This window comes from Cellulomonas composti, assembly GCF_007990245.1.
Classification (GTDB): Bacteria; Actinomycetota; Actinomycetes; order Actinomycetales; family Cellulomonadaceae; genus Cellulomonas; species Cellulomonas composti.
The window spans coordinates 188,229-207,052 of the sequence record NZ_BJWG01000003.1 but is presented as its reverse complement, the minus strand read 5'-3'; the positions used below and the strand labels follow the sequence as shown (position 1 = coordinate 207,052).

Below are 18,824 nucleotides of genomic sequence, written 5' to 3'. Positions count from 1 at the left end.
CGTGTCCGACCATCGGCCGCCCATGGGGGACGCGGCCGGGGACGAGCACTCGACGCAGGTCCCGCGCCCCCTCGGGGTGCGGGACCTGCGTGTCGAGAGGCTCAGCCTCGCGACCGCGATGACGGGCCCCGGCACCGACGGCGTCGCCCGCCGTGTCGCCGTGGTCGAGCTCGTGCTGCGCCGGCTCGGCGAGCTGTGGGAGCAGGCGACCGACGGCGCCGACATGACGGGCGTCGCGCTCGGAGCCGTGGGGTCCGTGGGTCGCGGCGACGCGAGCCCGGTCTCCGACCTCGACCTGCTGCTCGTGCACGAGGGCCGCAGTCGCTCCGCCGAGGAGCTGCAGGCGCTCGCGCAGAAGCTCTGGTACCCGATCTGGGACGCCGGGGTCGACCTGGACCACTCGGTGCGTTCGCTCGCGCAGTGCCGCCAGGTCGCGTCCAAGGACCTGCCCGCCGCCGTGGGGCTGCTCGAGCTGCAGCACGTCGCGGGCGACCCGGTGGTGGTCGCGCGCGCCACGTCCGCCCTGCTGGAGGACTGGCGTGCGGCTGCCCGGCGCCGCCTGCCCGAGCTGCTCGCCTCGACCCGGCAGCGCGCCGAGCGGCACGGTGAGCTCGCCTACCTCATCGAGCCCGAGCTCAAGGAGGCGCGCGGCGGCATCCGTGACGCCGTGGTGCTCTCGGCGCTCGCGGCCACGTGGCTCACCGACCGCCCGCACGGCGCGGTCGACTCCGCCTACACGCACCTGCTCGACGTGCGCGACGCCGTCCAGGTGGCGACGCGTCGGCACACCAACCGCCTGCTCCTCGCCGACCAGGACGAGGTCGCCGAGCTCGTCGGGTTCGACGACCGCGACGACCTGCTCGCGAGCATCGCGGAGTCGGCGCGCGTCATCTCGTACGCGCTCGACACCACCGCGCGCAACGCCCGCCAGGCGCTCGAGCGGCCCGCGCGCAGCCCGCGCATCGTGCGCGGACGTCGCCAGCCGCCGCGCCTGCGGCCCATCGCCGAGGGTCTCGTGCAGCACGACGACGAGATCGTGCTCGCCGCGGACGCCCAGCCCGAGCACGACCCGTTGCTCTCGCTGCGCGCGGCCGCGACCGCGGCCCGCACGGGTCTGCAGCTCTCGCCGATCTCCGTCGCGCACCTCACGGCGACGCCGCCGCTGCCCGTGCCGTGGCCGAAGGCGGCCCGCACGCACCTGCTCCAGCTGCTCGCCTCCGGCCACGCGCAGACGCCGATCTGGGAGGCGCTCGACCTCGCGGGCGTCGTCACGACGTGGATCCCCGAGTGGGCCGCGGTCCGCAACAGGCCGCAGCGCTCGCCCGTGCACCGGCACACCGTGGACCGCCACCTCGTCGAGACCGTCGCGAACGTGGCCGCCGACCGGCGTGCGGCGGCGCTCGGGGAGACGGTCCTGCTCGCGGCGATCCTGCACGACATCGGCAAGCGCGCCGGTGCGGGCGACCACTCGGTCGAGGGCGCGCGGCTCGTCGGGCCGATCGTCACGCGGATGGGGTTCGACGAGAACGTCGCGGCCGACGTCACGCGCCTGGTCCGCGAGCACCTCACGCTCGTCGAGCTCGTCACGAGCGCCGATCCCGACGACCCCGCGACCGTCGACCGGGTGCTGGACGCGGTGGACCACCGGGTCGACCTGCTCGACGCGCTGCGCGTGCTGAGCGAGGCGGACGCGGTCGCGGCCGGACCGGCCGCCTGGAGCCGGTGGCGCGCGACGATCGTCGACTCGCTCGTCGAACGGGCGCGTGAGCGGCTCGCCGGGGGCGTACCCGACGAGCGCCCGGGTACCCTGGGACGTCCCTGACCCCGAGCAGAGCAGGACCTGCCACGTGTTCGCCACCCTGTCCGACCGGCTGACGTCGACCTTCAAGAACCTGCGCACCAAGGGTCGGCTCTCCGAGGCGGACATCGACGCCACGGTGCGCGAGATCCGCCGGGCGCTGCTCGACGCCGACGTCGCCGTCCCGGTGGTGCGCGAGTTCACCGGCAAGGTCCGCGAGCGGGCGCTGTCCGCCGAGGTCTCGGGCGCGCTGAACCCGGCGCAGCAGGTCGTCAAGATCGTCAACGAGGAGCTCGTCGGGATCCTCGGCGGCGAGACGCGCACGCTGCGCCTCGCGAAGAACCCGCCGACCGTCGTGCTGCTCGCGGGTCTGCAGGGTGCGGGCAAGACGACGCTCGCGGGCAAGCTCGCGCTGCACCTCAAGAGCCAGGGCCACACGCCGCTGCTCGTCGCCGCGGACCTGCAGCGCCCGAACGCCGTGACGCAGCTGCAGGTCGTCGGCGAGCGTGCCGGCGTGCCGGTGTTCGCGCCGCACCCGGGCAACCAGGGTTCCGACGACGTCATGCCGGCCGGGGCCGATCCCGTCGCGGTCGCCCGCGCCGGCCTCGAGACCGCCCGTGCGCGCCAGCACGACGTCCTGATCGTCGACACCGCGGGCCGCCTCGGCGTGGACTCGGAGCTCATGGCGCAGGCCGCGGACATCCGCGACGCCGTCGAACCGGACGAGATCCTGTTCGTGATCGACGCGATGATCGGCCAGGACGCGGTCACCACCGCGCAGGCCTTCGCGGACGGCGTCGGGTTCACCGGCGTCGTGCTGTCCAAGCTCGACGGCGACGCGCGCGGCGGTGCGGCCCTGTCGGTCGCGTCGGTCACCGGGCGGCCGATCCTGTACGCGAGCACCGGTGAGAAGCTCACCGACTTCGAGGTGTTCCACCCGGACCGCATGGCCTCGCGCATCCTCGACATGGGCGACGTGCTCTCGCTCATCGAGCAGGCGGAGAAGGCGTTCGACGCCGAGCAGGCCGAGCAGATGGCCGGCAAGCTCGCGAGCGGCGAGGGCTTCACGCTCGCGGACTTCCTCTCGCAGATGCAGCAGCTGCGCAAGATGGGCTCGATCAAGAAGATGTTCGGGATGCTCCCGGGCATGGCGCAGATGCGTGAGGCGCTCGACAACTTCGACGAGCGCGAGGTCGACCGCATCGAGGCGATCATCCACTCGATGACTCCCGCCGAGCGCGACGACCCCAAGATGATCAACGGCTCCCGGCGCTCGCGCATCGCGAAGGGCTCGGGCACGACGACGACCGACGTCAACCAGCTGCTGGAGCGGTTCGACGCCGCGCAGAAGATGATGAAGCAGATGGCGAAGTCGGGCGGCATGCCCGGCGCCATGCCCGGCATGGGCAACATGCCCGGGATGGGTCGCAAGTCGCGTGGCCGCACGGCGGCACCCGCGCGCAAGGTCCGCGGCAAGTCCGGCAACCCGGCCAAGCGCGCCGAGCAGGAGCGCGCGGTCGTCGAGGGCCGGCCGGCCCCCAAGGCGCCGACGGGATCAGCATTCGGTCTCGGTCAGCAGCCGCCGGCCGAGATCGACCCGGCCGCGCTCGAGCTGCCCGCGGGCTTCGACAAGTTCCTGGGTCGCTGAGCTCCCGGATCGCTGAGCGGGAGCCCCGCATGACCGACGTGCTGCACCTGCGCGGGACGATCGTCGTCGACGACGATCGCGAGGCGGGCGAGGCGTGGGTGCTGGGCGGGCGCCTCACGTTCGAGCGTCCGGCGCGCGCGACGACGACGACGATCGAGGGCTGGGTGCTGCCCGGTCTGGTGGACGTGCACTGCCACGTCGGGCTCGCTGCCGACGGCCCGGTCGATCGCGCGACCGCGGAGCGGCAGGCGGTCGCGGACCGGGACGCCGGCGTGCTGCTGATCCGCGACGCGGGTTCGCCGGCGGACACGTCATGGGTGCACGCCCGCGACGACCTGCCTCGCCTGATCCGCGCCGGCCACCACCTCGCGCGCCCGAAGCGCTACCTGCGCCACTACGGACTCGAGCTGCCCGACGTGCGCGACCTGCCCGGCGCGGTGCACGCCGAGGCGGTGCGCGGCGACGGCTGGGTCAAGCTCGTCGCGGACTGGATCGACCGCGACCTCGGCCCCGCCGGCGACCTGACGCCGCTGTGGCCCGACGACGTGCTGACGCGGGCCGTGGCGGCCGCGCACGACGCCGGTGCGCGGGTCACGGCGCACACGTTCGCGACCGAGTCGCTCGACCCGCTGCTGGATGCCGGGATCGACTGCCTCGAGCACGCCACGGGCGCCACACCCGCCCAGATCGAGCGCATCGCCGACCTGGGCGTACCCGTCACCGCGACGCTGCTGCAGATCGCGCAGTTCGAGGCGATCGCGGCGCAGGGCCAGGCCCGCTACCCGCGGTTCGCCGCGCGGATGAGCGCGATGGGCGCCCGCCGGTACGGGCACGTGCGCGACCTGCACGACGCGGGCGTGCCGATCCTCGTCGGGACGGACGCCGGCGGGACGATCGGCCACGGCCGCATCGCCGACGAGGCGCTCGAGCTGGCCGCTGCCGGCATCCCGGCGCGTGAGGTCGTCGCGGCCGCGTCCTGGCGGACGCGCGAGTGGCTCGGGGTCGACGGTCTGACGGAGGGCGCGAGCGCGGACCTCGTCGTGTACGACAGCGACCCGCGGCTGGACGTCGGGGCGCTGCAGCACCCCCGAGCGGTCGTGCTGCGCGGCGTGCGGCACGCCTGAGCGCACGCGCGCCGGTCGCGACGAACCCGAGGCGGGTTGGGCGGGGCGCCGGCGTCTGGCATGATGGTCGGCTGTACTCGGCGTCGTCGGCCCCTCTACCCGACGTCGTCGCGTCCTTCGTCGGACCGGCGCGCCCTAACCCCACGGGATGCGCGGGACGACTCCCCAGCTGAATCCAGGAGAAGACCACCACGTGGCCACCAAGATCCGTCTGAAGCGTCTCGGCAAGATCCGCGCTCCGTACTACCGCATCGTCGTCGCCGACTCGCGCACCAAGCGCGACGGCCGCGTGATCGAGGAGATCGGCAAGTACCACCCGACCGAGGAGCCGTCGCTCATCGAGGTCAAGTCCGAGCGTGCGCAGTACTGGCTCGGCGTCGGCGCGCAGCCGACCGAGCAGGTCCTCGCGCTCCTCAAGGTCACCGGCGACTGGCAGAAGTTCAAGGGCCTGCCGGGCGCCGAGGGCACCCTGCGCGTCAAGGCCGGCAAGGCCGACGCGACCGCGGCCGTCGAGGCCGTCGCCGCCGACGCCGAGAAGGTCAAGGCGAAGGCGTCCGAGAAGAAGGCCGCCGCCGAGGCGCCGGTCGAGCCCGAGGTCGTCGCCGACGAGGCTGCGGCCGTCGAGGACGAGCAGGCCTGATGCTCGCCGACGCTCTCGAGCACCTGGTGCGCGGCATCGTCGACCACCCGGACGACGTGCACGTGAGCTCCTCCTCGCTGCGACGCGGCGAGCTGCTCGAGGTCCGGGTTCACCCCGAGGACCTCGGACGGGTCATCGGCCGCGGCGGGCGCACCGCCAAGGCGCTGCGCACGGTTGTCGGAGCCCTCTCGGCCGACGGCTCGGTCCGTGTCGACGTCGTCGACGTCGACCGTCGCTGAGCAGTCGCAGGACGCTTCCCGGAGGCCCGACCCCCTAACCTGGGGGTCGGGCCTCCGCCGTCTGTGCGGCAGTGCCACCCACCACTCCGGTCCCTCCCGCAAGGAGCGAGCATGCAGCTGACCGTCGCCCGCATCGGGCGTGCCCACGGCCTGCGCGGCGAGGTCGCGCTCGACCTGCGCACCGACGCGCCCGACGAACGGCTCGCCGACGGTGCCGTGCTGCGCACGGACTCGGCGCAGCTCCCGGTGCTCACCGTGCGCTCCACGCGCATCCAGCAGGGCCGGTGGTACGTCTCGTTCGTCGAGCTCACGGACCGCACGTCCGCCGAGCAGGCCGCCGGGACCACGCTCCTGGTCGAGGAGGACGCGTCCGACGAGGACGACGCCTGGTACCCGCACGAGCTCGCCGGCCTGCGCGCCGAGCTCGCGGACGGCACGGTCGTCGGCGAGCTCGTCGGGCTCGAGCACCTGCCCGCGCACGACGTCCTGGTACTCCGCGAGCCCGACGGGGCGCGCACGCTCGTCCCGTTCGTGAGCGCGATCGTGCCGGTCGTCGACGTGCCGGGCGGGCGGGTCGTGCTCGACCCGCCGGGCGGGCTGCTCGCGTCCGACGTCGCGCGCCTGGTCGTGTCCGACGAGACGAGGGGCTGACCGTGCGCATCGACGTCCTGACGATCTTCCCCGACTACCTCGCGCCGCTCGAGCTGTCGCTGGTCGGCAAGGCCCGCGAGTCGGGCCTGCTCGACCTGCGCGTGCACGACCTGCGCGACTGGACCACCGACCGCCACCGCACGGTCGACGACACGCCCTTCGGCGGCGGCGCGGGCATGGTCATGCGACCCGACGTGTGGGGCACGGCGCTCGACGAGGTGCTGACGCCCGACGCGCACCTCGTCCTCCCGACGCCCTCCGGCGCGTTGTTCACGCAGCGCACGGCCGAGCGGCTGGCCCCCGAGGAGCACCTCGTGCTCGCGTGCGGCCGCTACGAGGGGATCGACGCGCGCGTCGCCGAGCACTACCGGGCGCGCGGCGTGCGGGTCAGCGAGCTGTCGCTCGGGGACTACGTCCTCAACGGCGGCGAGGTCGCCGCGCTCGTGGTCGTCGAGGCGGTCGCGCGGCTGCTGCCGGGCGTCATCGGGAACCCCGAGTCGCTCGTCGAGGAGTCCCACGGTGCGGCCGGGCTGCTCGAGTACCCCGTCTACACCAAGCCCGCGAGCTGGGCCGGGCTCGACGTGCCGCCGGTGCTGCTGTCGGGTCACCACGGCCAGATCGCACGGTGGCGGCGCGACGAGGCGCTGCGGCGGACCGCGACGCAGCGCCCGGACATGGTGGAGGCGCTCGATCCGGCGTCGCTCGACTCGCGGGACCGCGCCGTGCTCGCCGAGGTGGCGCTCCCGCCGCTGTGAGCGGGTCGTCCAGGTCCTCAGCCGGACCCAGGACGACCGATTACCTGCGGGCGCGCCCGTTGTGGCAGACTTGCCCGTTGGTGCGCGCGCGGTCGCGTCTCTGCCACGGGGGAGACGAACCACGACCCACCCGGTCGACCAGTCGGTCGCGCCGGACGCACCGGACCAGACCATCGGGACGTCGGCCGCTCACGGCGGCGTCCCCGGACGCGTCCCTGACCTGTGGCAGGGCCGGGAGACAACATGCACACGCTGGACCAGGTCGACGCCGCCTCGCTGCGGTCCGACATCCCCGAGTTCCGGGCGGGCGACACCGTCAAGGTCAACGTCAAGGTCGTCGAGGGCAACCGCTCGCGCGTCCAGGCGTTCCAGGGCGTCGTGATCGCGCGTCAGGGCGACGGCGTCCGCGAGACGTTCACCGTCCGCAAGATCAGCTTCCAGGTCGGCGTCGAGCGGACGTTCCCGCTGCACGCCCCGTCGCTGGAGTCCATCGAGGTCATCACGCGCGGTGACGTGCGTCGCGCGAAGCTGTACTACCTGCGTGGCCTGCGCGGCAAGAAGGCCAAGATCAAGGAGAAGCGGTGAGCACAGGCCCACGGGCCTGAGCTCCTGCGCTCCGTCCGAAGGGCGGTCACCTGCGAGGGTGGCCGCCCTTCGGCGTGCCGGGGGCTGGATCGGCGTGCCGGGATCGGCGCGCCGCAGCCTGGACCGGTGCGGCGACGGCAAGGTCGGCGTGCGAGAGTGTGCGGGTGGGTCGCAGCGTCGAGGACGGGCCGGAGCACCGGCACGCACAAGGCTGGTCGGCTCGCGCTGCGGGCAGCGGCGCAGAAGAGACCAGCGAGGACGGAACGATGACGCACGATTCGACCGGCGAGCAGCCGGCGGGCACCGCCGCGACGGCAGGGCCCGAGCCCTCGCCCCCGGACTCACCTCCGGCCGACGAGATCTTCCCCGCCGGCTCGTCGTCGCACCGCTCGCGCGGCACGAAGGAACCCGCCCGCGGCTCGCTGCTGCGCGAGGTCGCGATCATCCTCGTCTCGGCACTGGTGCTGTCCTGGCTCGTCAAGACGTTCCTGGTGCAGGCGTTCTTCATCCCCAGCTCGTCGATGCACGACACCCTGATCGAGGACGACCGGATCATGGTCAGCAAGCTGACCCCGGGTCCGTTCGACCTCGAGCGTGGCGACATCGTCGTGTTCAAGGACCCGGGCGACTGGCTCGAGGGCCAGGTCGCCGAGGAGCCCTCCGCGGTGCGGCGGACGCTCAACGACGTGCTGACCTTCATCGGGCTCTATCCGCAGGACGCGGGTGAGCACCTCGTCAAGCGCGTGATCGGGCTGCCGGGGGACCACGTCTCGTGCGACGGGCCGGGCACCCAGCTCACCGTCAACGGCGTCGCGCTCGACGAGCCGTACCTCGCCGAGGGCGTCGAGCCGTGCGAGAGCCCGTTCGAGACCACCGTCCCGGCGGACAGCCTGTGGGTGATGGGGGACAACCGCCCGCACTCGGCGGACTCGCGTCGGCACATGGGCGAGCCCGGCGGCGGCTCGATCCCCGAGGACAACGTCGTCGGCAAGGCGTTCGTCGTGGTGTGGCCGCTCGACCGAGCGAAGATCCTGCACAACCCCGGCGAGACGTTCGAGGACGTTCCCGACCCGTCATGAGCGTGCACCTGCGTCACGAGCGAGCGCTGCTGCGCGACGGCGCGCGTCTCCTCGCGGGTATGGACGAGGTGGGCCGCGGGTCGCTCGCGGGGCCGGTGTCCGTCGGCGTGGTCGTCGTCGGGGTCTCGACGAGGTCGGCGCCGCGTGGCGTCGCGGACTCCAAGCTCCTGACCCCCGGTGCGCGCGAGGCGCTGCTGCCCGCGCTGCAGCGCTGGGGCCTGGCGCGAGCGGTGGGGCACGCGAGCGCCGCGGAGATCGACGAGGTCGGCATCATCGCTGCGCTGCGGCTCGCCGGGACGCGCGCGCTCGCGCGGGTGGCCGACGAGGTGGGGCCCGTCGACGCCGTGCTGCTCGACGGCTCGCACGACTGGCTCACGCCCCCGGCCCAGGGCGGACTGTTCGACGACGACGAGGTCGCGACGGTCCCGCCGCGGGTGCACCTGCGGGTCAAGGCGGACCGGACGTGCGCGAGCGTGGCGGCCGCGAGCGTGCTGGCCAAGTGCGAGCGTGACGCGCTGATGGTGGCCCTCGCCGACGCGCACCCGGCCTACCGCTGGGACGAGAACAAGGGCTACGCGGCACCTGTGCACCTCGAGGCGCTGCGTGAGCTCGGGCCGAGCGTGCTGCACCGGCGCTCGTGGCGGCTCCCGGGCGTGCTCGCCGAGTCGTCGTCGGCGCCGATGCCTGTCGCGGACGTCGTCGTGCCCGGCGGTGGGGGATGATGGGCGCGTGAGCGCGGAGGACCTGGAGAACTACGAGACCGACATGGAGCTCGCGCTGTACCGCGAGTACCGCGACGTGGTCGGCCTCTTCTCGTACGTCGTCGAGACCGAACGACGGTTCTACCTGGCGAACCAGGTGGACCTGCAGGTGAGGTCGGCGGCGGGTGAGGTGTACTTCGAGCTGACGCTCGCCGACGCCTGGGTGTGGGACGTGTACCGCTCGGCCCGGTTCGTGAAGTCCGTGCGCGTCGTGACGTTCAAGGACGTCAACGTCGAGGAGCTCGCCAAGGCCGAGCTCGACCTCGGCGGCGGTCCCGGCTTCCCCCGCTAGCAGCACGGCCGGCTCGCGCCACCCGCCCCCAGCCCCGGATCGTCGGCGGCACCCCTCCGATCGGGTCGTGCGCGCGCACCGACCCGGTCCCGGACTGCCAGCGTGCTGCCCGGAGGTGGTGGCAGATGCGCGCGAAGGATGCTGTCGGGCGGTACGGGGAGGACGTCGCAGCCGCGCACGTGGTGCGGCTCGGGTGGCGGGTGATCGAGCGCAACTGGCGCTGTTCGGAGGGTGAGCTCGACCTCGTCGCACTCGAAGGCCGCGAGGTCGTCGTGATCGAGGTCAAGACACGCCGTTCGCTGCGCTTCGGTCACCCCGCCGAGGCCGTGACCCACGCCAAGCTGGCCCGCGTGCGCGGGCTCGCCGGGCGCTGGATGCGCGAGCACCCGCATCCCGGGTGCACGCTGCGTGTGGACGTGATCGCGGTGGTGCTGCCCGCGGCCGGCGCGCCCCAGGTCGAGCACCTGATGGGGCTCTGATGGCGCTCGGGCGCACGCTGGCGGTCGGGCTCGTCGGGCTGTCCGGGCACGTCGTCGAGGTCGAGGCGCACCTCGCGGCTTCGCTGCCGGCGTTCACGCTCGTCGGTCTGCCCGATGCTGCGCTCGCCGAGTCGCGTGACCGGGTCCGGGCTGCGGTGAGCTCGTCGGGACTCGCCTGGCCGAACCGGCGCGTGACCGTCAACCTGTCGCCCGCGTCGTTGCCGAAGTCAGGCACCGGCTTCGACCTGGGTGTCGCCGTCGCGATCCTCGCCGGCGCGGAGATCATCGACCCCGTCCGGACGGCGGGCGTCGTCCACCTGGGGGAGCTGGGTCTGGACGGTCGACTGCGCCCGGTGCGCGGGATCCTGCCGGCGGTGGCCGCTGCCGTCGCGGCGGGTCTGCCGCGCGTCGTCGTGCCCGCGGGGAACGCGGAGGAGGCCGCGCTCGTCCCGGGCGCCGAGGTGCGGGGTGCGGCCTGCCTCGCCGAGGTGGCGGGCTGGTACGGCGCGGACGTGGCGATCCCGGACGAGGTGCCCGTGGTGCTCGTCGAACCGGTCGCGGAACGACCGCAGGAGCAGTCGCTCGACCTGGCCGACGTGGTCGGTCAGGTCGAGGCGCGCGGCTGCCTCGAGGTGGCCGCGGCAGGTGGGCACCACCTGCTCATGGTCGGCCCGCCCGGGACCGGCAAGACGATGCTCGCGGCGCGTCTGCCCGGCCTGCTTCCCGACCTCTCGGAGCAGGAGGCCGTCGAGGTGACGGCCGTGCACTCGGTCGCGGGCGCGTTCGACCCGGGCGGCGGGCTGCTGCGGCGGCCGCCGTTCGAGGATCCGCACCACACCGCGACGCCCGCGAGCGTCGTCGGTGGGGGATCGGGGATGCCGCGCCCCGGTTCGGCCTCCCGTGCGCACCGCGGGGTGCTCTTCCTCGACGAGGCTCCCGAGTTCAGCACCGCGGTCCTGCAGACGTTGCGCCAGCCGCTCGAGCACGGCGAGCTCGTCCTGCACCGCGCCAACGGCACCGCGCGCTACCCGGCGCGGTTCCAGCTCGTGCTCGCCGCCAACCCGTGCCCGTGCGGCCGGGCCGTGGGCAAGGGGCTGGACTGCTCGTGCCGGGTCGAGCAGCGGCGCCGGTACTTCGGGAAGCTCTCCGGCCCGCTGCTCGACCGCGTCGACCTGCAGGTCGAGCTCGGTCCGGCCCGCGCGGACGCCGTCGCGGGGGAGTCGAGCGCGACCGTCGCTGCGCGCGTGCGGGCCGCCCGCGATGCGCAGGCGGCCCGGCTCGCCGGAACGCCGTGGCGCACCAACGCCGAGGTGCCGGGCGGCTGGCTGCGCGAGCGACTCGGGGCGGACCGCTCGCTGATGTCGGGTCTCGACCGTGCCGTCGATCGCGGGACGTTGAGCCTGCGCGGTGTCGACCGCGTGCTCCGGGTCGCCTGGACCCTGGCGGACCTTGCCGGGCGGGACGCGCCGAACCCGTCGGACGTCGGGCATGCGCTCGCGCTCCGGACGCGGGGGCAGGGCGCGTGAACGCGCGGACGCCGGCCGGTGCAGTGGACGAGGACGTGCAGGGGGAATCGAGAACCGAGGCAGTGGGAAACGGGTGGGACGAGAACGTGACGAACGGGGTGGGGGCGACGTGGAGCAGGTGGTAGCCGACGAGCGGACGGCGCGTGCGGCGTGGAGCGGGCTGGTCGAACCGGGTGACGACGTGGCCGGGACGCTGATCGCGACGCTCGGCGCGTCCGACGCGTGGAACCGGCTCACCGCGGCCGTGCGCGGGGGTCTCGACGACGACGGCGTGGTCGCGGGGGTCCGCGCGTTGCTGCCCGACGCGTCGGCGGGGGCGGCCGCCAGGCTCGAGCGGGCGGTGCGGCGCTGGGCGCCCCGGCTGGGGCGGCCGGCACCGACGGGAGCCACGGGCGTGCGCGTGGTCGTCCCGGGCGACGACGACTGGCCGGCGGGTCTCGACGACCTCGGTCCGTGCGCTCCGCCCTGTCTGTGGGTGCGCGGTGAGGTTCGGGCCGTGCGGGGGACGGTCGCGATCGTCGGCTCCCGGGCCGCCACGACCTACGGCGAGCGGGTCGCGTACGACCTCGCCGCGGGTGCGGCCGACGCGGGACTGCTCGTCGTGTCCGGCGGTGCGTACGGGATCGACGCCGCGGTGCACCGGGGTGCGCACGCACGGCCCGGCGGCACGCTCGTGGTGCTTGCCGGCGGTGTCGACCGGTCGTACCCGTCCGGCAACGCGTCGCTGTTCGAGGCGGTGCTGTCCGCGGGCGGCGCCCTGGTCAGCGAGGTGCCGCCGGGCGCGTTGCCGACGCGCAGCAGGTTCCTGCAGCGCAACAGGCTGATCGCCGCGATCGGCGCGGCGTGCGTGGTCGTGGAGGCGGCGTGGCGGTCGGGCGCCCTGAGCACGGCGCACCATGCCGAGCGCCTGCTGCGACCCGTCGGGGCGGTGCCGGGGCCCGTGACCTCGATGGCCTCGGCAGGCTGCCACCGGCTCCTGCGCGAAGGGGTCGCCGTGTGCGTCACCGACGGAGCCGAGGTGGTCGAGCTCGCGGGAGCGATCGGGCCGGACGCCGTGCCGGCCGTCGAGGACGTCCGGCGCCCCACCGACGGTCTCGACGAGGTCGGCCGCCGGGTGCTCGACGCGCTTGGGACGCGCGTCGCGCGCAGCTCGCAGGACGTCGCGCAGGCGGCCGGTCTGGGGGTCGCCGAGACGCTCGGAGCGTTCGGTTTGCTCGAGCTCGAGGGCCTCGCGGAAAGGGAGGGCAAAGGATGGCGAAGGTCCTCGAAAATGACTTGATCGGCCGACCGGGTGAAGTTCGTGAGCGATCTGTCCGATTTCCGTCCGGCAAATCGGACAAGGCTCCGTCAATCGCCCACCGGTTGCTCCAACTAGGTGAATCTCAGGCTTGTCTCGGCGCGTCGGACCCGCCACCTTTGGAGCATGGACGTGGCCGAGATCACCCAGGGAGCGCAACCCCGTGCGCGCCTGCTGGCTGACTTCTCGGCTCATCTGACGGCCCAGCGCGGACTGTCGGCGCACACCGTGCGCGCCTACCTCGGCGACGTCGACGGTTTGCTCGGGCACGCGTCGCGGCACGGCGCACGCACCCTGGCCGACGTGGACCTGCCGGCGCTGCGGGCGTGGCTCGGGTCCATGGCCGGTGCGCACGCGAGCCGGGCGACTCTCGCGCGTCGCTCCGCGAGCTGCCGGACCTTCTTCGCGTGGGCCGCGCACACCGGTCGTATCGGTACCGACCCGGCCCTTCGGCTTGCCGCTCCCCGCGTCCCGGCAACCCTTCCCGTCGTCCTCGACCAGGACGACGCGCGCGAGGTGCTGGAGGCGGCCCGCGAGCTCGCCGAGTCGGTGGCGACGCCGGATCCGATGGCCGTGCGGGACTGGTGCATCCTCGAGCTGCTCTACGCCACGGGCGTGCGCGTGGGCGAGCTGTGCGCGGCCGACGTGGCCGACGTCGACCTCGTCGAGCGCACGCTCCGGGTGGTCGGCAAGGGCACCAAGGATCGGGTGGTACCTTTCGGCGGCCCTGCGGCCCGGGCGCTCGGCGCCTGGCTCGCGGTGCGGTCCGTGGTCGTGGCGGACGGCGCGACGCGAGCGCTGTTCGTCGGCGTCCGCGGTGGCCGCGCGGGGCAGCGGCAGGTGCGCGACGTCGTGCACCGGGCGACCGCGGCCACGGGCAAGGAGATCGCCCCGCACGGGCTGCGGCACACCGCGGCCACACATCTTGTGGAGGGCGGTTCCGACCTCCGCACGGTCCAGGAGCTGCTCGGTCACGCGAGCCTCACGACCACGCAGCGTTACACGCACGTCTCTGCCGAGCGACTTCGCTCGGCGTATGCACTGGCCCACCCCCGAGCCTGACCGGACGGAGTTCGACGATGAGCATGGACCTGGACGCCCCCGTGGCGCTGCGTGCTGCGCGTGACAGCGCCGCGCGCGCGCTGACGGCCCCGGTCGGTGTGGTGCCGCAGCCGCGCGACATCGTTGCGCACGACCAGGAGGTCGAGCTCGCAGCCGATGTCGACGAGGTGCTCGGTGCCCCCGCGGCGACAGCCGTCGAGCTCCCGACCCAGCGCTCCGGCCTGGCCGACGTCGACGTCGCGATCATCGCGATGTGGGACCGGTTCAAGACGACGGCGTGCCCGCAGGCCCGCGAGGCGCTGATCCTGCACTACGCGCCGCTGGTCTCGGCGGTCGCCGGCCGCGTCGGGATGCGCCTGCCGTCCACCGTCGAGCAGGCCGACCTGGTCTCGTACGGCATGTTCGGGCTCATCGATGCGGTCGAGAAGTACCAGACGGACCGTGCCGTGAAGTTCGAGTCCTACGCGTCCTCGCGCATCCGCGGCGCGATCATCGACGAGCTCCGCGCGATGGACTGGGTCCCGCGCTCGGTGCGCACCAAGGCCCGCGCCGTGGACCGCGCGCACGCCGAGCTCGAGGCGTCGCTGCACCGCACGCCGAGCGAGGAGGAGATCGCGCGCCACCTGCACATGCCGCTCTCCGAGCTCCGGGCGATCTACACGCAGCTCTCGTCCGTGAACGTCGCCGCGCTCGACGAGCTGCTCGGCGGCGCGGAGCGCACCGGCAACGTCTCGCTGGGTGACACCCTCGGCGACGACGGCTCGGACGACCCGGCCAGCAGCATCGAGGCCGACGAGACCACCTACCTCCTGGCCCGTGCGATCGAGCAGCTCGGTGAGCGCGAGCGCATCGTCGTCGTCCTGTACTACTACGAGGGCATGACGCTCGCGGAGATCGGGCGGGTGCTCGGGGTGACCGAGTCGCGCATCTCGCAGATGCACACCGCCGCGATGACCCGGCTGCGCACGCGACTCGTCGACGCCGAGCGGTTCTGAACCCGACCGGACCGTCTGTCGACCTGACGGTCTGCCGACCTGACGGTCTGTCGACCGGGCCGATCGTCGTCCGCGCGTCTCGTCGGCAGCGTGTTTCAGCCCAGCAGCACGATCGGGCCGAGGCCCAGCAGGGTGAGCGGGTCGATGTAGGTCTGCGGTGACGTGCGCACGCCCCAGTGCAGGCATGTCGCGGGCGCGCAGTGGCCTGACGTCGCGCCGACGACGCCGACGGACTGCCCCGCCACGACCCTCTCGCCCGCCGCGACGCCCGCCACCACCGGCTCGAGCGACGTGATGACACCGTCGCCCAGCGCGATCGAGAGCACCCCTCGCCCCGCCACCGTGCCCGCGAACGTGACCGTGCCCGTGCCGGGTGCTCGCACCGCCTGGCCGACGTCCGCCCGCAGGTCCACGCCCCGGTGCCCGGGAGCCCACGGTCGAGGTGGCGGCACGAACGGATGCACGAGCTCCCACGGGTCGACCGGGGCGATGTAGCCGGACGAGCTTGCTGGCGCCGTCGTCACGGGCGCGGGCTTGCTCGGCGAGGCGAGCACCGTTGCCGGAGCAGCGAGCGCGAGCGTGGCGGCCAGCAGCACCACGACCGCGCTCGCGCGCATGCGAGAGCGGGTGCACGTCCCGGTCCGTGGCGGTGCGCAGCTCCTCATCCGGTCAGCGTGCCGTGGCAGCGTGCGGTGCCGGCGGGGCGACGGGCACGGCGGGGGATCGCAGCGGCGTGGCGCGGGGCTGGGGTCGGGTCAGGCATGATCCGGCGGGCATGGTCCGGCGGGCGTGGTCCGGCGGGCGCTGTCCGGCGGGCGTGGTCGAGGTGGATGTCGTCGTCGGGTAGACTCGCCCCGGCGACCGGTTCGTGCCGGTCGACTTCGCGCGCCACCACTCGGCTCGCCCGCCTCGGCGGACGGCAACCGGGGGCGCTCCTCGCAACGGTCCGGACCTCGGTTCTCCCAGGTCCGGCGCGGGGAGGCTGTGGCGCCAGGGGCACCGGCACCAGCCGGGGCCACAACCGCATCGCGGGCCTGCGTGTGAGCGCGAGGGCCCGCCTGACGCGTGCGCCGCACGGCGCGCGCCGGAAGGACGTGCCATGGCCGTCGTGACCATGCGCCAGCTGCTCGAGAGCGGTGTCCACTTCGGGCACCAGACCCGCCGCTGGAACCCCAAGATGAAGCGCTTCATCTTCACCGAGCGCAACGGCATCTACATCGTCGACCTGCAGCAGTCGCTGTCGTACATCGACCGCGCCTACGACTTCGTCTCCCAGACGGTCGCGCACGGCGGGTCGATCCTGTTCGTCGGGACCAAGAAGCAGGCGCAGGAGCCGGTCGCCGAGCAGGCCGCCCGCGTCGGCATGCCCTACGTCAACCAGCGCTGGCTGGGTGGCATGCTCACCAACTTCACCACGGTCCACAAGCGCCTGCAGCGCCTCAAGGAGCTCGAGCAGATCGACTACGAGGACGTCGCCGCCTCCGGTCTGACCAAGAAGGAGCTGCTCGTCCTGCGCCGCGAGAAGGACAAGCTCACCAAGACGCTCGGTGGCATCCGGGACATGGCGAAGGTGCCGTCGGCGGTCTGGATCGTCGACACCAACAAGGAGCACCTGGCCGTCGACGAGGCGCGCAAGCTGGGCATCCCGGTCGTCGCGATCCTCGACACCAACTGCGACCCCGACGTCGTCGACTACCCGATCCCGGGCAACGACGACGCGATCCGCGCCGTCCAGCTGCTCACCCGCGTGATCGCGGACGCCGTCGCCGACGGTCTGCTCAAGCGTCACTCGGGCCGCACCGCGGCCGCCGAGGGCGCCGAGGTCGACGCCGAGCCGCTCGCCGAGTGGGAGCGTGAGCTCCTCGCCGGCGCCGAGGCCGAGGTCGTCGTCGAGGCTGTCGCCGAGGAGATCGTCGCCGAGGCCGTCGTCGAGGAGATCGCCGCCGAGGCTGTCGCCGAGGAGATCGTCGTGGAGGCCGCCGTCGAGGCTGTCGCCGAGGAGCTCGTCGCGGAGGGTGTGGAGCCCGAGGTCGCCGTCGAGGTGGCAGAGGAGGCCGTCGCCGAGGCGATCGCCGAGGACACCGCCGCCGAGGGCGACACCGAGTCCAAGTGACGACCGCCGGCGCAGCCGGCGGCATCACGCACACACGTCACCAAGCAGAACGGACACCACAGATGGCGAACTACTCGCTCCAGGACATCAAGGACCTGCGCGAGAAGACCGGCGCCGGCATGCTCGACGTCAAGAAGGCTCTCGAGGAGGCGGAGGGCGACGCCGACAAGGCGCTCGAGATCATCCGCGTCAAGGGCCTCAAGGGCGTCGGCAAGCGTGAGGGTCGTGCGGCCTCGGACGGTCTCGTCGCGGCGCACGTGAGCCCGACGGCCGACGGCGAGGGCCAGAGCGGCGTGCTCGTCGAGGTCAACTCGGAGACGGACTTCGTCGCCAAGTCGCAGACGTTCATCTCGCTCGCGGAGCGCGTGCTCGCGGCCGCGGTCGAGACGGGTGCCCGCGACGCGGACGCGCTCGTCTCCGCCGAGTACGAGGGCGTGACCGTGCAGACGATCGTCGACGAGACGGCCGCCACGCTCGGCGAGCGCGTCGTCGTGCGCCGCCTGGCCCGCGTGGCCGGCGAGCACGTCGAGGTCTACCTGCACAAGGTCAGCAAGGACCTGCCCCCGCAGGTCGGCGTCCTCGTGGCGACCGACGTGGCCGGTGCGGCCGTGGCGCGCGACATCGCGACCCACATCGCCGCGTACTCGCCGCTGTACGTCAGCCGCGACGAGGTCCCCGCGGAGACGGTCGAGAACGAGCGCAAGATCGCCGAGGAGACCGCCCGTAACGAGGGCAAGCCCGAGGCCGCGCTCGCGAAGATCGTCGAGGGCCGCCTGACCGGTTTCTTCAAGGAGAACGTCCTGCTCGACCAGGCGTTCGCCAAGGACGCGAAGAAGACGGTGAGCCAGGTGCTCGCCGAGGTCGGCGGCACGTTGACCGGCTTCGTGCGCTTCCGCGTGGGAGCCTGATCCCACCACCTCGGTGGCCCCGGTCCGACGAGGGCCGGGGCCACCGGCGTAGCACGACGGCGTCGGTCCCGACCGGCGGCGGACCCCGCAAGCAGACCCCGCTGGAGGCGACGTGAGCCCGGACCCGACCACCGACCCGGTTCACGTGGTCCCCGCCCGTCGGGTGCTGCTCAAGCTCTCGGGCGAGTCGTTCGGGGGTGGCGCCGTCGGTGTGGCGGTCGACGTCGTGCGTCGCGTGGCCGAGGAGATCGCGGTCGCGGTGCGCTCCGGCGTCCAGGTCGCCATCGTCGTCGGAGGCGGGAACTTCTTCCGCGGCGCCGAACTGTCGGCGGGCGGCATGGACCGGTCGCGGGCCGACTACATGGGCATGCTCGGGACGGTGATGAACTGCCTCGCGCTGCAGGACTTCCTCGAGCAGGCGGGCGTGAGCACGCGCGTGCAGACGGCGATCACGATGGGTCAGGTCGCCGAGCCGTACATCCCGCTGCGGGCGATCCGCCACCTCGAGAAGGGCCGCGTCGTCATCTTCGGCGCGGGTGCGGGCCTGCCCTACTTCTCGACGGACACCGTGAGCGTGCAGCGTGCCCTCGAGACGCACTGCCAGGAGGTCCTCATGGGCAAGAACGGCGTGGACGGCGTCTACAGCGCCGACCCTCGTCTGGACCCCTCCGCGGTGAAGCTGGACCACCTGACGTACACCGAGGCGCTCGTCGAGGACCTCGGCGTGATGGACGCGACGGCCCTGTCGCTGTGCCGCGACAACGACGTCGTGATGCGCGTGTTCGGGCTCGAGGAGCTCGGCAACGTCACGCGCGCGCTGCAGGGTGAGAAGATCGGCACGTTGGTCACGGCGGCGTGAGGCGGGCGACCCG

At 73.5% G+C, this 18,824-nt stretch carries 20 protein-coding genes; 19 read left to right on the top strand and 1 reads right to left on the bottom strand.

What is annotated here, in order from left to right; translation table 11 throughout:
• Window positions 1–22 precede the first annotated feature (22 nt).
• The 16 genes from CCO02nite_RS05145 to whiG all read left to right on the top strand — a co-directional run bounded on the left by CCO02nite_RS05145 (window position 23) and on the right by whiG (window position 14,931).
• Complete coding sequence (locus CCO02nite_RS05145; protein WP_246117354.1) at window positions 23–1,822, top strand: [protein-PII] uridylyltransferase; 1,800 nt, start codon at window positions 23–25, stop codon at window positions 1,820–1,822.
• Between the two features lie 25 nt (window positions 1,823–1,847).
• Window positions 1,848–3,446, top strand: a complete 1,599-nt coding sequence (gene ffh, locus CCO02nite_RS05140; RefSeq protein WP_146841973.1) for a signal recognition particle protein — start codon at window positions 1,848–1,850, stop codon at window positions 3,444–3,446.
• A 29-nt stretch (window positions 3,447–3,475) separates the two neighbouring features.
• The gene (locus CCO02nite_RS05135; RefSeq protein ID WP_146841972.1) at window positions 3,476–4,570 is read left to right on the top strand and encodes an amidohydrolase family protein; all 1,095 of its coding nucleotides are present in this window, start codon (window positions 3,476–3,478) and stop codon (window positions 4,568–4,570) included.
• Between the two features lie 193 nt (window positions 4,571–4,763).
• Entirely contained in the window at window positions 4,764–5,210 is a 447-nt protein-coding gene (rpsP, locus tag CCO02nite_RS05130; RefSeq protein ID WP_146841971.1) for a 30S ribosomal protein S16, read from the top strand.
• Entirely contained in the window at window positions 5,210–5,449 is a 240-nt protein-coding gene (locus CCO02nite_RS05125; RefSeq protein ID WP_146841970.1) for an RNA-binding protein, read from the top strand. The genes rpsP and CCO02nite_RS05125 overlap by 1 nt, the downstream gene beginning before the upstream one ends.
• Window positions 5,450–5,560: 111 nt before the next feature.
• On the top strand, window positions 5,561–6,100 hold the full coding sequence (gene rimM / locus CCO02nite_RS05120; RefSeq protein ID WP_146841969.1) for a ribosome maturation factor RimM: 540 nt from the start codon (window positions 5,561–5,563) through the stop codon (window positions 6,098–6,100).
• Window positions 6,101–6,102: 2 nt separating this feature from the next.
• The gene (gene trmD / locus CCO02nite_RS05115; RefSeq protein WP_146841968.1) at window positions 6,103–6,855 is read left to right on the top strand and encodes a tRNA (guanosine(37)-N1)-methyltransferase TrmD; all 753 of its coding nucleotides are present in this window, start codon (window positions 6,103–6,105) and stop codon (window positions 6,853–6,855) included.
• 243 nt (window positions 6,856–7,098) lie between these two features.
• Entirely contained in the window at window positions 7,099–7,440 is a 342-nt protein-coding gene (rplS, locus tag CCO02nite_RS05110) for a 50S ribosomal protein L19 (RefSeq protein WP_146841967.1), read from the top strand.
• Between the two features lie 266 nt (window positions 7,441–7,706).
• Window positions 7,707–8,519: a signal peptidase I gene (lepB, locus tag CCO02nite_RS05105; RefSeq protein WP_146841966.1), complete on the top strand. Its 813-nt coding sequence runs from the start codon at window positions 7,707–7,709 to the stop codon at window positions 8,517–8,519.
• Complete coding sequence (rnhB, locus tag CCO02nite_RS05100) at window positions 8,516–9,241, top strand: ribonuclease HII (RefSeq protein WP_146841965.1); 726 nt, start codon at window positions 8,516–8,518, stop codon at window positions 9,239–9,241. The genes lepB and rnhB overlap by 4 nt, the downstream gene beginning before the upstream one ends.
• Before the next feature lie 7 nt (window positions 9,242–9,248).
• Entirely contained in the window at window positions 9,249–9,572 is a 324-nt protein-coding gene (locus CCO02nite_RS05095; RefSeq protein ID WP_146841964.1) for a DUF2469 domain-containing protein, read from the top strand.
• Window positions 9,573–9,697: 125 nt separating this feature from the next.
• Complete coding sequence (locus CCO02nite_RS05090; protein WP_146841963.1) at window positions 9,698–10,051, top strand: YraN family protein; 354 nt, start codon at window positions 9,698–9,700, stop codon at window positions 10,049–10,051.
• Window positions 10,051–11,577 (top strand): YifB family Mg chelatase-like AAA ATPase, encoded by a 1,527-nt coding sequence (locus CCO02nite_RS05085; protein WP_146841962.1) that lies wholly within the window; start codon window positions 10,051–10,053, stop codon window positions 11,575–11,577. Before CCO02nite_RS05090 ends, CCO02nite_RS05085 begins: the two co-directional genes overlap by 1 nt.
• A 109-nt stretch (window positions 11,578–11,686) precedes the next feature.
• Complete coding sequence (dprA, locus tag CCO02nite_RS05080) at window positions 11,687–12,856, top strand: DNA-processing protein DprA (protein WP_246117353.1); 1,170 nt, start codon at window positions 11,687–11,689, stop codon at window positions 12,854–12,856.
• Window positions 12,857–13,000: 144 nt separating this feature from the next.
• On the top strand, window positions 13,001–13,936 hold the full coding sequence (locus tag CCO02nite_RS05075; RefSeq protein ID WP_146841960.1) for a tyrosine recombinase XerC: 936 nt from the start codon (window positions 13,001–13,003) through the stop codon (window positions 13,934–13,936).
• 17 nt (window positions 13,937–13,953) lie between these two features.
• A complete protein-coding gene (whiG, locus tag CCO02nite_RS05070) occupies window positions 13,954–14,931 on the top strand; it encodes an RNA polymerase sigma factor WhiG (RefSeq protein ID WP_246117352.1) in 978 nt (325 codons plus the stop codon).
• Window positions 14,932–15,026: 95 nt separating this feature from the next.
• On the opposite strand, the gene CCO02nite_RS05065 is transcribed toward whiG, so the two are convergent.
• Entirely contained in the window at window positions 15,027–15,548 is a 522-nt protein-coding gene (locus tag CCO02nite_RS05065) for a murein hydrolase activator EnvC family protein (protein WP_146841959.1), read from the bottom strand.
• A gap of 482 nt (window positions 15,549–16,030) precedes the next feature.
• On the opposite strand from CCO02nite_RS05065, the gene rpsB reads away from it, so the two are divergent.
• From rpsB to pyrH, 3 genes are all read left to right on the top strand, one after another.
• Window positions 16,031–17,044, top strand: coding sequence for a 30S ribosomal protein S2 (gene rpsB / locus CCO02nite_RS05060; protein ID WP_146841958.1), 1,014 nt, complete (start codon window positions 16,031–16,033; stop codon window positions 17,042–17,044).
• 62 nt (window positions 17,045–17,106) lie between these two features.
• The gene (tsf, locus tag CCO02nite_RS05055) at window positions 17,107–17,952 is read left to right on the top strand and encodes a translation elongation factor Ts (RefSeq protein WP_146841957.1); all 846 of its coding nucleotides are present in this window, start codon (window positions 17,107–17,109) and stop codon (window positions 17,950–17,952) included.
• A 112-nt stretch (window positions 17,953–18,064) separates the two neighbouring features.
• Window positions 18,065–18,811 (top strand): UMP kinase, encoded by a 747-nt coding sequence (gene pyrH, locus CCO02nite_RS05050; protein WP_222593138.1) that lies wholly within the window; start codon window positions 18,065–18,067, stop codon window positions 18,809–18,811.
• Window positions 18,812–18,824: the final 13 nt, after the last annotated feature.

Coding starts and splice junctions, on each gene's coding strand:
- CCO02nite_RS05145 (WP_246117354.1), top strand. CDS start 23: ATGGGGGACGCGGCCGGGGACGAGCACTCGACGCAGGTCCCGCGCCCC.
- CCO02nite_RS05135 (WP_146841972.1), top strand. CDS start 3,476: ATGACCGACGTGCTGCACCTGCGCGGGACGATCGTCGTCGACGACGAT.
- CCO02nite_RS05125 (WP_146841970.1), top strand. CDS start 5,210: ATGCTCGCCGACGCTCTCGAGCACCTGGTGCGCGGCATCGTCGACCAC.
- rimM (WP_146841969.1), top strand. CDS start 5,561: ATGCAGCTGACCGTCGCCCGCATCGGGCGTGCCCACGGCCTGCGCGGC.
- rplS (WP_146841967.1), top strand. CDS start 7,099: ATGCACACGCTGGACCAGGTCGACGCCGCCTCGCTGCGGTCCGACATC.
- lepB (WP_146841966.1), top strand. CDS start 7,707: ATGACGCACGATTCGACCGGCGAGCAGCCGGCGGGCACCGCCGCGACG.
- rnhB (WP_146841965.1), top strand. CDS start 8,516: ATGAGCGTGCACCTGCGTCACGAGCGAGCGCTGCTGCGCGACGGCGCG.
- CCO02nite_RS05090 (WP_146841963.1), top strand. CDS start 9,698: ATGCGCGCGAAGGATGCTGTCGGGCGGTACGGGGAGGACGTCGCAGCC.
- CCO02nite_RS05085 (WP_146841962.1), top strand. CDS start 10,051: ATGGCGCTCGGGCGCACGCTGGCGGTCGGGCTCGTCGGGCTGTCCGGG.
- CCO02nite_RS05075 (WP_146841960.1), top strand. CDS start 13,001: ATGGACGTGGCCGAGATCACCCAGGGAGCGCAACCCCGTGCGCGCCTG.
- whiG (WP_246117352.1), top strand. CDS start 13,954: ATGAGCATGGACCTGGACGCCCCCGTGGCGCTGCGTGCTGCGCGTGAC.
- CCO02nite_RS05065 (WP_146841959.1), bottom strand. CDS start 15,548: ATGCGCGCGAGCGCGGTCGTGGTGCTGCTGGCCGCCACGCTCGCGCTC.
- rpsB (WP_146841958.1), top strand. CDS start 16,031: ATGGCCGTCGTGACCATGCGCCAGCTGCTCGAGAGCGGTGTCCACTTC.
- tsf (WP_146841957.1), top strand. CDS start 17,107: ATGGCGAACTACTCGCTCCAGGACATCAAGGACCTGCGCGAGAAGACC.